The 14,151-nt window shown below is 42.7% G+C and carries 6 protein-coding genes, 2 tRNA genes and 2 rRNA genes (1 of these 10 only partly in view); all 10 read right to left on the bottom strand.

What is annotated here, in order from left to right; all coding sequences use genetic code 11:
* Positions 1-1,564, bottom strand: a 23S ribosomal RNA gene (locus ABI125_04180) (it extends 1,257 nt beyond the left edge of the window).
* A gap of 204 nt (positions 1,565-1,768) precedes the next feature.
* Positions 1,769-1,846, bottom strand: a tRNA-Ala gene (locus tag ABI125_04175).
* 128 nt (positions 1,847-1,974) lie between these two features.
* Positions 1,975-2,048 (bottom strand) — tRNA-Ile (locus tag ABI125_04170).
* Between the two features lie 156 nt (positions 2,049-2,204).
* Positions 2,205-3,730 (bottom strand): 16S ribosomal RNA (locus ABI125_04165).
* The 16S and 23S rRNA genes sit together here with 2 tRNA genes alongside, the layout of an rRNA operon.
* Before the next feature lie 118 nt (positions 3,731-3,848).
* Positions 3,849-4,217, bottom strand: a complete 369-nt coding sequence (locus ABI125_04160) for a hypothetical protein (GenBank protein XCF07058.1) — start codon at positions 4,215-4,217, stop codon at positions 3,849-3,851.
* 329 nt (positions 4,218-4,546) lie between these two features.
* Complete coding sequence (locus tag ABI125_04155; protein XCF07057.1) at positions 4,547-6,646, bottom strand: putative porin; 2,100 nt, start codon at positions 6,644-6,646, stop codon at positions 4,547-4,549.
* A 264-nt stretch (positions 6,647-6,910) separates the two neighbouring features.
* Positions 6,911-8,311 (bottom strand): DUF4302 domain-containing protein, encoded by a 1,401-nt coding sequence (locus tag ABI125_04150; GenBank protein ID XCF07056.1) that lies wholly within the window; start codon positions 8,309-8,311, stop codon positions 6,911-6,913.
* Positions 8,312-8,318: 7 nt separating this feature from the next.
* On the bottom strand, positions 8,319-9,212 hold the full coding sequence (locus ABI125_04145; GenBank protein ID XCF07055.1) for a substrate import-associated zinc metallohydrolase lipoprotein: 894 nt from the start codon (positions 9,210-9,212) through the stop codon (positions 8,319-8,321).
* Positions 9,213-9,238: 26 nt separating this feature from the next.
* Complete coding sequence (locus tag ABI125_04140) at positions 9,239-10,750, bottom strand: RagB/SusD family nutrient uptake outer membrane protein (GenBank protein ID XCF07054.1); 1,512 nt, start codon at positions 10,748-10,750, stop codon at positions 9,239-9,241.
* A 10-nt stretch (positions 10,751-10,760) separates the two neighbouring features.
* Entirely contained in the window at positions 10,761-14,129 is a 3,369-nt protein-coding gene (locus ABI125_04135; protein XCF07053.1) for a SusC/RagA family TonB-linked outer membrane protein, read from the bottom strand.
* Positions 14,130-14,151 lie beyond the last annotated feature (22 nt).

Raw genomic sequence — 14,151 nt, 5'->3', positions numbered from 1 at the left:
TCCCTCGCTTTTCTTGGAAGTCGCTTCTCCGGATTATCACCGCGGCCGGAGCCTTAGTGTACTATCGCGGCATTACTGCTCGCTTCAACGTGCTATTCCGTCAGCACGCACCGAATATACGCCTCCGTCACTTTTAATGGGAGCGGGTACGGGAATATTAACCCGTTGTCCATCGACTGCCCCTTTCGGGTTCGCCTTAGGTCCCGACTAACCCTCAGCTGATTAGCATAGCTGAGGAAACCTTGGTTTTTCGGAGTGCGGGTTTCTCGCCCGCATTATCGTTACTTATGCCTACATTTTCTTTTGTAGCTCCTCCAGCACGCCTCACAGCGCACCTTCAGCGGCACTACAATGCTCCCCTACCACTTTTACAAGTCCATAGCTTCGGTAGTATGCTTATGCCCGATTATTATCCATGCCGGACCGCTCGACTAGTGAGCTGTTACGCACTCTTTAAATGAATGGCTGCTTCCAAGCCAACATCCTAGCTGTCAAAGCAGTCCAACCGCGTTTTTTCAACTTAGCATACATTTGGGGACCTTAGCTGATGGTCTGGGTTCTTTCCCTCTCGGACATGGACCTTAGCACCCATGCCCTCACTGCACTGCAACATTTTATAGCATTCGGAGTTTGTCAGGAATTGGTAGGCGGTGAAGCCCCCGCATCCAATCAGTAGCTCTACCTCTATAAAACTAACAGTACGCTGCACCTAAATGCATTTCGGGGAGTACGAGCTATTTCCGAGTTTGATTGGCCTTTCACCCCTACCCACAGGTCATCCGAAGACTTTTCAACGTCAACCGGTTCGGGCCTCCACTGTGTGTTACCACAGCTTCACCCTGCCCATGGGTAGATCACACGGTTTCGCGTCTACCACTACTGACTGCACGCCCTGTTCAGACTCGCTTTCGCTACGGATCCGACACTTAATGCCTTAACCTTGCCAGCAACGGTAACTCGTAGGCTCATTATGCAAAAGGCACGCCGTCACCCCAATGGGGCTCCGACCGCTTGTAGGCGTATGGTTTCAGGTTCTATTTCACTCCCTTATTCAGGGTTCTTTTCACCTTTCCCTCACGGTACTGGTTCACTATCGGTCTCTCAGGAGTATTTAGCCTTATGGGATGGTCCCCACAGATTCACACAGGGTTTCACGTGCCCCGCGCTACTCAGGATACTGCTATCTCGTTGATTTTTGCCTGTACGGGACTATCACCCTCTACGGTCGCTCTTTCCAGAGCGTTCCAGTTCAGCACAACTCGAACATTGCAGTCCTACAACCCCGGCACTGCCGTAACAGCACCGGTTTGGGCTAATCCGCGTCGCTCGCCACCACTACTAACGGAATCACTTTTGTTTTCTCTTCCTCCGGGTACTTAGATGTTTCAGTTCCCCGGGTTCGCCTCCTTGCGGATAACATGTCTTCAACATGCTGGGTTGCCCCATTCGGATATCTGCGGATCGAATCGTATGTGCCGATCCCCGCAGCTTTTCGCAGCTTATCACGTCCTTCATCGCCTCTGAGAGCCTAGGCATTCCCCATACGCCCTTGTTTAGCTTATTGTACTTTTTGCTTTTTTATGAGTTCAATCAATTGAGTCTCCTCAATCGATTTGCGGTCATTTACATCGCTCGTAGTGATGCAAACGACCAGAATTATTGCTAAAGTTAAATCTCTTTAACTTTTAATTTCATGTATCTTTTTTCAATATGTCAATGAACTGTATTCAATTCTAAATTCAAAATTTTGAATTCAAAATCAAAATTGTGGAGAATATCGGAGTCGAACCGATGACCTCCTGCGTGCAAGGCAGGCGCTCTAGCCAGCTGAGCTGAGCTAATCCCCATTTGAAATTCAGAATTGTGAATTCAGAATTACGAATTTAGAATCCTCTGCTCCTAGAATTTCCTTTCAGTATTTAATGAACTTTTTCTAAACTATAATTAAACGTTTGCCTAATCAAGCTTAGCTTGTAGTCTCAGGCAGACTCGAACTGCCGACCTCTACATTATCAGTGTAGCGCTCTAACCAGCTGAGCTATGAGACTGTTACTCTTCGGTTATCGGTCTCCCGTTATCGGTTATCGGTCGTTAATACGAATAACTAACAACTAGAAACTAACAACTAGTATATTTTAAATTGACAGCAGTGAGAACAAACATCTCTGTGCTTTGGAAACTTCCCCTAGGACGTCTTTCTCTAGAAAGGAGGTGTTCCAGCCGCACCTTCCGGTACGGCTACCTTGTTACGACTTAGCCCTAGTTACCGATTTTACCCTAGGCCGCTCCTTGCGGTGACGGACTTCAGGCACTCCCAGCTTCCATGGCTTGACGGGCGGTGTGTACAAGGCCCGGGAACGTATTCACCGCATCATGGCTGATATGCGATTACTAGCGATTCCAGCTTCACGGAGTCGAGTTGCAGACTCCGATCCGAACTGTGATAGGGTTTATAGATTCGCTCCTCCTCGCGAAGTGGCTGCTCTCTGTCCCTACCATTGTAGCACGTGTGTAGCCCAGGACGTAAGGGCCGTGATGATTTGACGTCATCCCCACCTTCCTCACGGTTTGCACCGGCAGTCTGGCTAGAGTTCCCGACATGACTCGCTGGCAACTAACCACAGGGGTTGCGCTCGTTATAGGACTTAACCTGACACCTCACGGCACGAGCTGACGACAACCATGCAGCACCTTGTAAGTGGTCCGAAGAAAAGTCTATCTCTAAACTATGCAACTTACATTTAAGCCCTGGTAAGGTTCCTCGCGTATCATCGAATTAAACCACATGCTCCACCGCTTGTGCGGGCCCCCGTCAATTCCTTTGAGAGTTTCATTCTTGCGAACGTACTCCCCAGGTGGGATACTTATCACTTTCGCTTAGCCACCCAGACCGAAGTCCGGACAGCTAGTATCCATCGTTTACGGCGTGGACTACCGGGGTATCTAATCCCGTTCGCTACCCACGCTTTCGTCCATCAGTGTCAATACATTGTTAGTGATCTGCCTTCGCAATCGGTATTCTATGTAATATCTATGCATTTCACCGCTACACTACATATTCTAACCACTTCACAATGATTCAAGACAACCAGTATCAAAGGCAATTCTACGGTTGAGCCGCAGACTTTCACCTCTGACTTAATCGTCCACCTACGGACCCTTTAAACCCAATGATTCCGGATAACGCTTGGATCCTCCGTATTACCGCGGCTGCTGGCACGGAGTTAGCCGATCCTTATTCTTACGGTACCGTCAGAACCCTACACGTAGGGCGGTTTCTTCCCGTATAAAAGCAGTTTACAACCCATAGGGCAGTCTTCCTGCACGCGCATGGCTGGATCAGGCTTCCGCCCATTGTCCAATATTCCTCACTGCTGCCTCCCGTAGGAGTCTGGTCCGTGTCTCAGTACCAGTGTGGGGGATCCCCCTCTCAGGGCCCCTACCTATCGTCGCCATGGGGTGCCGTTACCACTCCATCTAGCTAATAGGACGCATGCTCATCTTTTGCCGTGACCTTTAATCGTAAATACCATGCGGCAATACGATACTATACTGTATTAATCCAAATTTCTCTGGGCTATCCAATAGCAAAAGGCAGATTGCATACGCGTTACGCACCCGTGCGCCGGTCGCCGGCGGAAAAGCAAGCTTTTCCCCGCTGCCCCTCGACTTGCATGTGTTAGGCCTGCCGCTAGCGTTCATCCTGAGCCAGGATCAAACTCTTCATCGTTAAATCTTTTGGCCTAGCGGCCTGTTTCTTAACGTTCCTAAGTTAGGATTTCCAGGTGCTCAAAAATGGTTTATTCTCTCTGCTGACCCGGACCGTTTCCAGTCCGAATCTTACGCTGTCAATTCAATATGTCTATGAACTTCTTTTCTCTTTCCTCAACTCGTTTCCTTGTTAAGCGGGTGCAAATATAAAACCCTTTTTTTAACTCCACAAAACTTTTTCGGTTTTTTTTCGGAAAATTTTCCCGGCCGTTGCGGCGATAAAAAACAACCTTTACGTGAACGTTTCCGCTTCCAACAGACCTGCTGTTTTTAGCGGCTGCAAACATACGATGTTTTTTGTTGCCGGCAAGCTTTTTTTTGTTTTTTTTTTCGATTTTTTTTCGAAGCTTGAAAAAGCGTGGCAAAACCGTTATTTTTATGAACTCCGCTTGTTGGCATGTGCCGTTTTTAGCGGCTGCAAATATACCACCCTTTTTCTTTTCCAAACAAACTTTTCGGCGATTTTTTTTAGGCTTTTTTTGGCTTCGGGCGCAACGCGCTGAACGTGCAAGAGTTACGGCGGAAGTTTTTTCGCGGGCCCGTGGTGACGCCCGCGCCGGAAACGCCCGAAATGCCCCGCAGATAACCCAACGGCATATAATACGTTCTTTATATCGAGTGAATGGATGGACTGAGGGAACTAACACCCATTATGGATTGCAAACAACACCACAGAACAGCCTGCGTTAGGGATTGAGCCATTGTGGGAGCTCCCTGAAAGGAGCGACTGGCGAAAGCCCGGCCCGCAGGGAAACGCCTTTAACATAATAAAATGTTATAAGAAGAAGTTCCAAACCACACCGAAGCGAATGATGAAATCGCGATACGGATAGTTGGGTGCCGAATAATAATTGTAGCCGGTAAAGGCTGAATTGAAGTGTTCGGCTTTAAAATAGATACGTGTTTGACGGATTTTTGCATTCAAGAAAAAGTCCAATCTCGGAAAACCACCATATTTGGTATCGGTTTGTGTGTAAAATTCTGCCAGCAAAGGACTGTATGCATCCATATAATACTCTGTAAAGTAATTTAGGGTTACCCCGGTTTGCATATATAGTGCCTTTTGAAATACATGACTTGAAAAGTAAAACGTATTTCTGGTATTAAACTCCGGCATGTTTAACACGTTATTATCGTCTTTTACGTTTTGATACATTATGGTATTCGCCAGCGCAAACTTGCCGAACTTGATTTCGTTTTCGAACTTCAGCCTTAAATAATTTATGGTATTGTTGTTTTGATACGGCCGTACCTGCATGGTCGCAGTGTCTTGTTTGAAATATACGTGGTCGTTGATGGTAGAAAAGTCTAAAGTGACTTTAGCCCAATTCTTCAATTTTACCTGAAACGCCAGCTGTTGGGCTTCTATGTTATTAAAATTGTTCTGCCAATTGTAATTGGTGTAATTACTTTGATATAATAATGTGTTGTAATTGGGTGCATGCGCACTGTGGTTCAGTGAGGCCTGTGCCGAAATGTCGTCGTTGAGTTTAAAACTGGCCGCCGCCTTAAAGAAGTTGCCCTCAAAATCGCCCGATACATTAACCCCGAGCTCGCCCTGTAGGTTAAATCCCTTATATTGTTTTTGGTATTTTCCGCCTGCGGAAAACACATCGCCCTTCAATCGGTTGGTAATTAACTGGCCATCGAGTAAAACCAACCTGTTATACCCGTAATTATAGTTGCTACTACTGATGTTAAATTGAAAATCGCCCAATATGTGATTGTAATATTCCAACTGCAGTTTGTTGTAAAAACTTTCGAGGGTGGCACGTTCCTTTAGATTTCGTGCATTAAATGACTCCCCGAAAAAGCCAGTTGCCGCCGTGGTTTGATCGAACTGAAAGTATTTGTCTTCAAATGAAATAACATGCCGCAAATCGAGCTTGTTCTTTGCTGCGAATTTTCTTCTGGGCTTTAGCACTTGGATGGAATCATTCAACGAATCCGCCATAGGCTGTGTATTTCCTATTTCTCCCCGATAGTTAAAAAGATTATAACTATGGTTTAAATAAAAGCGCTTGCCCCTGAGCATGCTTTCGGCATTCTCAAAATTAACATCTAAAATGGAACGGTCTAAAAACTCGGGTTCGCCAGTTTCAAACGGCTCAACACTACCATCGGCCAATCCACCATTTTCCTGATTCATTAAATCTTGTGTTACAATATGGCCCTGCGCATTATAACGCCCGTTTCTGGACTGATAATTTGAGGTGAAGCTAAAGTTACCCGTACTGGTTAATATATGCTGATACTTCCCCAAGGAACGCAACCCTTTGTAGGCTATGGAAAAATTGAACCTTGGCGAGGTATTTACCGTAAAAAACGACTCGACCAATTGCCCCTGCTCAAATGCGGTTTTAAAAAACAGTTCTGTTAAAGGTGTTGGCACACGGTAATAGTAAGTATCTTCTATTTCTTTATAATTGAAATGTCTTGCGCGTGCACCAAATTTCGGCATCAGTGCGCTACTCTCAAAATCTCGGGTTAAACTACTGTACGTTTGCCCTAAATTGGAGAATGGAATAAGCCCAAAATTATCTTTCCTTAAATAGTTGAACTTATAATCTTTTTGAATGGTGAGCGAAGTATCTACATAGGTAGTATCCTTTTCATGCGAAATGATAAGATAATCTTGAATTTTAGCCCCTTTGTTGGTAGCCTCGTCAATTCCTGTGATTCTTTTTAAGGCACTTGCTACTTTAAGCGTATCTTTTTCTTTAGAAGAACGTTTTAACGAATCTTGGTTTACTGTTGCACCCCGTTGTTCTGGCTTACTAACTTCTTTGTCTTGCGCTTGAAGACTTGGTATAACGGACAATAAAAAGATAAATAAAAAGACTTCTTTCATCTTTACAAAATTATTACAAATCATTGATTTGGTATTTTTAACATCGGTTATTATTGCCCTATTTTATTAAATGCCCATTATGGGCTTTTATAATGCCTTTTGAAGTTGCAAATGTAAACACAAAATATGATAACGCTAAAATGCGGATAAATTATTTATTGGGATAAATATTCCATAAAAAAAACCTAAACCACCCTCTCAATAAAAGGCGATTTAGGTTTTTTATCCCATCTGTTTTCTTTAAAAGTGCACCGGCACCCCCAAAGCTAGTTCCTTACAATATACCCTTTAATTATACCACAAACCATAAACCCTTAAATTGGGCTGATCGGCACTAGTAAAGGTTGATGACAAGTTGGAGTAACTAAACAAATCAGACGAAAAAGAGCCTTCATCTGTAAAATATAGCCCTTCTTGGCTATTGAAAAATATCAATATAGGCAGCATTGAATTAAATACACTGTTTCCAGTTCCGTTTGTAAAACCCGTAAAACTCAAATACAATTTGTTATCTGTTATCTCTGGGGTAAACCAATATGCTGCCTGTTCCAGCCTTCCCAAGGTGGGGTTAAGTAAAAACACAACAAGCAATACATTGCCATCGGAATCTGGTGTCGCATAATATTGAAATCCATAGAAGCTCCAATTTGAGGTAGCAGGGTCGTTTTGCAAGTTTGAATTTAAGGTTTCTACCAATGCATCAAAACCAGGTGAGGTTAATGGGTTTGCTCCATCTACCGGAAAATAACCAAACACTTGATGCCCCGGAGTACCAAGCGCATTAACGTCCTCTTTAATAATGGCGGGAGCCGAATCGAATAAAATGGTGGCCGTAGTTCCATTTACATTAGCCACGTAACTATTGTTAGCTTCGTTATAAGCAAACACCTCGTAAACCTCTCCTCCAAATTCAAGAGCAGGACTAATTATCAATCCGCTTTCTGTAAAAGCCAGTCCGAAATTAAATTCCTTTATGGCGTTCACCCCGTTTTCTTCAACAATAACACTAGGCTTAGCATGCAGCTTTAAGGCATCGTAATTTAAATTGAAGTTGGATACCTCGTTTCCGTTTTCAATTTTTAATATTTGAAACACCGAGCTAGAGACCGTGGGCAATATATTTTGGCGTTGTTGCAGTGAGGTTTCGGCACTGGCCACACTCTCTATTTCGAAATTAGAAAAATTACTTGGTATCAAAGTTAACAGCGCCGTGCCTTTATTCCGAACATCCCGAAACACTAACTCTCCATTTTCGTACCCAAAAAACTGAAAAACCGAAGTACCTTTGAAACCTGTCCCAATTAAACCAGGGTGGTCTGGGTTGCTTACTTTTTGGATGTGGTTACGGGTGGTGAACACCAAATCTGTAGTGGTTCCGGTACGCACTTCGTATGATGAAGTTTGTATATCGGTATCGTCATCAAAATCAGATGTCATCCTCACCGTACCATCTTCATTAAAGTTCATATAATAGGTAAACCCTCCAAACTCATCATTTTTAGAAAAGTAAACCGCTTTATAGCCTTGGTTTTCAGATAGCAATAATTCTAAAAGCTCGCTATTTTGATTGGCTATTCTATCTGCCGGACTTTCTGAAAACAGTTCTTCGCCATTATCTTTATTACAAGACGTTATGGCCAAAAACAATGCAAAACAGATTAACCAACTGTATTTATATATATTTTTCATAGTTTTTTTAGTTTACAAGTTCTTGAGTTGCTGCCGCTGTTAAAGCCTGAAGCTCATATATATCAATATCGAAATTGACCTGGAAGTATTCGGCAACCATCGCTTCTTTTATTCTAATAAATGCCTTTGCTTCTTCATTTTGAATACTTTCGACCATAGCATCAAACTCTTCTTTTGAATTGGTAAGCATTTCTGAAACCATTTCAACAAAATCTTCGCTTTCTTGGCTAGAGCCGTAGGCAGTGATATAACCTAGTTCTCTAGCTGCCATATTTTGTTCTTCTGTAGTAGGGTTAGGATTAGCTTCTGTTATTCCTATATTAAACCACTGGGCCGTATAGTTTTCTGGGTTTACTTGGCCATAGGCCGGATCAATCGGCACGTTTTGGTTGAGAATATGGCCATATTCGTGGTGCACCGTTTTTAAGGGCTGCTTAATGCTGTTAATATTGGTAAAATCTAAATAATCAATATTGAACAAGGTAATTTTAGTACCGGCCTCGGCCACCCCCAATGTAATCGTCGGGCTATTGGGGTTGTAGTTAAAACTTCCTGCAAAGGTAAATTGCCTTGGGGCAATTTTCTTTATAAAATCTTTGCCCCCCACTTGGGTATAGGGTTCTATCCATGCTTTTAACAAAGCCTCAGCCACAGGCTGCACACTATATTCATATGGCGGATGCAAAAACCTATCGACATCGGTATCGTTTATATCCCACTTATATTGTATCTCTATATTATAAGGTTGAACAAAATTACTGCGCAACCAAATATCCAAATCATTTAAAATAGGCGGATTGGTATCAATTTGGCTTTCACCAACCGACTCCTCGCCTGTGTTGCACGACATCAACACCAAAAAAACAGCGAACGTTATTGTAAAGGTTATACTTTTTTTCATATTGTAATATTTTAAAATTTCCATTTCTATCTTGGGTTTGGGGTAATACCAAACGACTGCGCCGCCTCTGGTATTTGCAATTGTCTTCGGTTATCGTCTTTAGTCAAAGTATAAACATTGCCCAAAATATCGGAGTGCCTCACTTCCATTTGATGTCTTTTTACATCGAACCACCTAAGGCCGTCATTATAAAAAACAGTTCTTTTAATATCTAGGATAGCGGCAACAAAAGGTAGTGAAGTTTCCGAGATAGGATAAAACGGCGTGTAAACTGACACCGGAAAACCTTGATATATTTGTGCAATATCGGCCGCCGTCAACTCATCCTCTTCTGGGTTATATCCTGCGGTTTTTACCGATAACGACAAATTGATATCGGCCGTAGCACTTTCAAATTGCCCCAACATGGCATAAGCCTCTGCTCTATTGAGCAAAACTTCGTCTGTTGAAAACAACACAAAAGTTACAAAAGCATTACCTGTTCCGGCCGCTTGATTGGTAACCTTAAAGTATTCTTGATACTTGGGAACATTGTAAAACAAATCACCACTCCCGTAAACATCAAAAGACCAAGCTTTACCTAAAATATTTCCTCCAAAGAATAGCTGACCCGCAAGTGTACTATTCAACTGGTATCTTGCCGAAAAATGGTATCTATTGTACAAAGATTCGGCCGAAACCAACAACAAGTTGGCAGGTTCTTGTGTTGAGGAGGTATAACGAAACGTTTGCTCGCTGTACGTTCTTGGACTATATTCGTTCTCCCAATCGCGCAAAACCAACGCCCCTCCATTATTTAAAGCTAAATTACTGTGTGTAATCACTTTTTCCCATTCTCCGGTATGCAAATAAAAACGTGAAGCAAATGCATTGGCCGCTTTTGTGTTAAAATGGAATGCCTCTACATTGTAACCCTCATTTTCGATTAAGGGCAAACCGTTTTCTATATCTGCTTTAATATTCTGATATACGCTAGCAACACTTCCTCTTTCATAATCTCCCAGCAGAACGGTTTCTGGCTCAACAATATAAGGAATGCCCATATCGGTATCAGCCGTTGAAGGGTTGTACGACTTTGAAAATATACTTACCAACATAAAATGGGCATAGGCACGACACAATAGTGCTTCCCCTTTTAAATAGTCGTATTCAGTACCACCTCCTAAAGCTTCTATCGATACCAAAGCCTGATTGGCCTGGGCAATAGCTTTGTAAGCACTATTCCAGTAATTGGTTGGGGTGTCTTCATCTACATCATTAAAATCATCCCAAAAAAACATACGTTGATTTAGGGTTGTAACGAAATCAATTCCAGTATCTGCACTGGGCCCTTTGTCTCCTGCATTGTCAGACATAGGTTCGAGGAAGCTCACATAGGCTGCTTCTGGATAGGCTCCCACGAGCAGTTCCGCAATTTTATCGGCCGAATCGATATTCTCAATTCTGTTATCTGGCGTTTCGTCCAGTACATCGCTACAGGAAGAAGCGAGCAATGCTGTAATCAAAACGCTTATTATTTTAAACTGTATATTTTTCATGCTTTCTTTTTTAAAACCCAATGTTAAGTGAAAATGTAAACAACCTCGAAATAGGGTAAGCCACACCACCCGACCTGAAAAACTCGGGATCTTGCCCTCCTAACTTAGAATCTGAATAGATCAAGAAGGGGTTGGTGCTTTGCAAACTCAACCTAAAATTAGAAATACCCAATCGGCTGGTTGTTGCTGTATCGAACGTATAACCCAGCGATATGTTTTTCATTCTTATAAAATCGCCGTCAGCTGTTCTTGCGGTAGAATAATTGTATGCATTATAAGCCCTTTCTACTTCGTTATCTCCAAACGATTGCAAAACGCTTAACGAGGCTATTGCCGGCACATCGGTAATGGCTTCGTCGCCAGGAACAAGCCAACGGTTAACAAACTCACGAGGAAAAACGTCCAAATCGGTATATTCCGATTTGTAGGCAGGCGCCAATCTCACTTTATTTCCTGCCGAAAAAGAAATGAAGAAACTCAAATCCCAGTTTTTGTACTTAAAGTTATTTGAAAGTCCTCCTGATATATTTGGTTCGGTTGCGCCTTCATAAACTAAGTAATCCAACACATTGTCCGTATCTTGAAAGTCAATCAAATCATAAGGTTTCGCCGGATTAAAATCGGGGTCTTCGGTTAAAAATGTAGGCAACCCATATTCGTTAAGTCCTTCAAAATTAAATGAGAAAAGCGAGCCTTTAGGGTAGCCTATCGCATTACCCCTTCCTGTTCCAGTTACTAAATCGAATACATTAGCTTCTTGTTTTAGTGAAGTAACCTCTTGATTGAAGTGCGAAATGTTAAATCCTGTGCGCCATTGAAATGTCTCAGAATTGATATTTACGGTATTCAATTGAAATTCTACACCGTTTGTGGTCATTTCAGAATTGTTACCCAATTTAATGGATTCTCCACCTATACCGGTAGTTCTAATTAAATCTATCAGGTCTTTTCCTTTTCTAAAGTAGGCATCAAAATTCATTGTTATCCTATTATTGAAAAGGCCAAGATCCACCCCCAAGTTGAGTTCGAGTGTTTTTTCCCAAGTCAACTCTGAGTTTTGAAGGTCTTCAATATCGATATAGTTTTCACGGTCGTTACTATTAAAACGGTCGGTAATTTGGCTTCTAAAAACAGCAAGGTTATTCGTGGCGTTATCGGCCAAGAGCCCTACAAGTCCGTAACTAGGTCTAAAAGCTAAATTTGAAATCACATCGGAGTCACTTAAAAAGTCCTCTCTATGCACGTTCCATTTACCTCCTATGGTATATGTAGGCAACCATCTAGAGTCTGACGATTTTCCTGCCCGGTTGGAGCCTTCGTAATTTCCCGTTAAGTTTAGCACATACTTTTTGTTGTAATCGTAAGTTGCATTGGCAAAAAACGATACTTCGCGCTGTCTGGTTTCTGCAGAGGCAAAATATGGATTGCCTTCTAAAATGGCTTTTCGTAAAATATCGGGATGCGTAAATACCGTGCCACCCCTATTAAATTGGTATCCATAACCTGTATTTTCACTTGAAGTCCTATCGGTGTACCGGAATTCTTGCCCACCATATACCCTTAAGCCATGCACACCTTCTTTAAAACGTTTTATGTAATCTAAGGTATTCCTAAAGGTGTAGGTTACCAAGGTGTTTTTAGAAGTTTTTAAAATTCCCCCAACCGGCAGCACGACATAAGGTCTTGAGTTTGGTTTATCGGGATCGGTAAACAAAAACACATTGGCATCCTGTACAATAGTGGTTTCGTTTGATCTATAGGCCGCCGCCACATTCGAGTTTTCTGTGATAGAATGCTCTCCATTGGAAGTTACGTACCGGGCCGACCCCAAGAAATTGTAAGTAAGGTTTTCGTTAATTTTGTACTCTCCCTGCCCTTGGAATTTTATATCGGAGACGTTAAGTTCTATCCCATTGTTATCCAATTCATCCAATATATTGAAAGGCGCCCAATTGTATCTGGAATATTCCAAATTTCCGTCGTTGTCTCTTGGGCGCAAAGCACGACTCGTATTAATTGCGTAACTAAAAGGGTTGATATCGAAATCTCGGGTGTAAGACCCGCTAACCAAATCTTCCTCTCGGGCAAATGTACCCGGAGCGAGCTGGTTTCTAATAGACCCTTGCATTTGCACCGTCACCTTAAGTTTGTCGTCTGCCATATAATAAGTATTTCGCAGATTACCCGTAATACGCCTCACTCTATCTGCAACGCTCCAGCCGCCATCTGTATAATAGCCTAACGAAGCATACGATGTAGCATTTTCGCCGCCGCTGGAAAAGCTAAGCGTGTGCGTTTGTGTTGGCGCTGTATTAAACAAGGTTTTAAACCAATCGCTATTAGCTAACTCGTACTGTTGCAAAAATTGAGCACGTGCTTCAGGCGTGTTCTCAAGTCCGAAGGTTCCAGTGTTTTCGTCGTAATTATCAATGGCCCGATACATAATATTGTATATACCGCCGTAACGCCCTTGAAATGATGATGGCATATCCAAAAAGCCCTTAGACTCCATTTCTCTGTAAACTGAAACGGTTTCTTGCGAGTTGAGTAAATCGTAATTACCGTATCTTGGTATGTCCCTAACGGCATATTCCGCAGAATAATTAAAAGTTGGTTTTTGGTTCTTCTTACCAGTTTTAGTGGTGATAACCACAACCCCGTTAAGTGCCCTCGCCCCATACAATGCTGTAGCCGAAGCATCTTTTAGAATTTCAAAACTTTCAATATCTGAAGCATTTAAGCCCGCCACTGCCGAACTTAGTAAGGTATTGGCATCACCAGAAACCAAATCGGAAACCGAAAGATTTACAATTTCTTCTTGAATAACACCATCAATAATCCAAATAGGTTTAGTATCTCCTAGTATAGACGACGATCCACGGATGGTAATCCTCGGTGCAGCACCAAAGGTTCCGGTAACGTTTTGCACGCTTACCCCGGCAGCCCTACCTTCAAGTGCCCGCGACACATCAGCAACACCATCTAGTTTTACATCGGCAGCCTTAATGGTTTGCGATGCCCCTGTAAAAAGTTCGCGCCTCACGTTTTGATAACCCGTTACTACCACGGCATCTAAACTTTCAACGTCTTCTACCATGGTAACGTTAACCTCCTCGCTTTCCCCCAAGGTAACACGCTGGGTTTCCATACCTACATAGCTAAACCTTAAAACATCGCCAATGGCTCCCGTAATTTGGTATTCGCCATCAAAATTTGAAGTAGCTCCCGTATTGGCCCCTTCCACAACAATCGTTACTCCTGGGAGGGGCATGCCGTTGGCATCTAACACAGAACCGGTAATTTGCTTCTTCTGTGCAAAAGAAAATTGGATTGAAAGTGTCAGGAAAAGCACCATCAACCCAGTGTAATTTAATTTCATAAATTAATTATTTGAGTTAGTC

The organism is Tamlana crocina (genome assembly GCA_040429635.1).
Taxonomy (GTDB): domain Bacteria; phylum Bacteroidota; class Bacteroidia; order Flavobacteriales; family Flavobacteriaceae; genus Flavisericum; species Flavisericum crocinum.
This window is presented reverse-complemented; position numbering and strand designations above follow the sequence as displayed.

Coding starts and splice junctions, on each gene's coding strand:
- ABI125_04155 (XCF07057.1), bottom strand. CDS start 6,646: ATGATTTGTAATAATTTTGTAAAGATGAAAGAAGTCTTTTTATTTATC.
- ABI125_04150 (XCF07056.1), bottom strand. CDS start 8,311: ATGAAAAATATATATAAATACAGTTGGTTAATCTGTTTTGCATTGTTT.
- ABI125_04145 (XCF07055.1), bottom strand. CDS start 9,212: ATGAAAAAAAGTATAACCTTTACAATAACGTTCGCTGTTTTTTTGGTG.
- ABI125_04140 (XCF07054.1), bottom strand. CDS start 10,750: ATGAAAAATATACAGTTTAAAATAATAAGCGTTTTGATTACAGCATTG.
- ABI125_04135 (XCF07053.1), bottom strand. CDS start 14,129: ATGAAATTAAATTACACTGGGTTGATGGTGCTTTTCCTGACACTTTCA.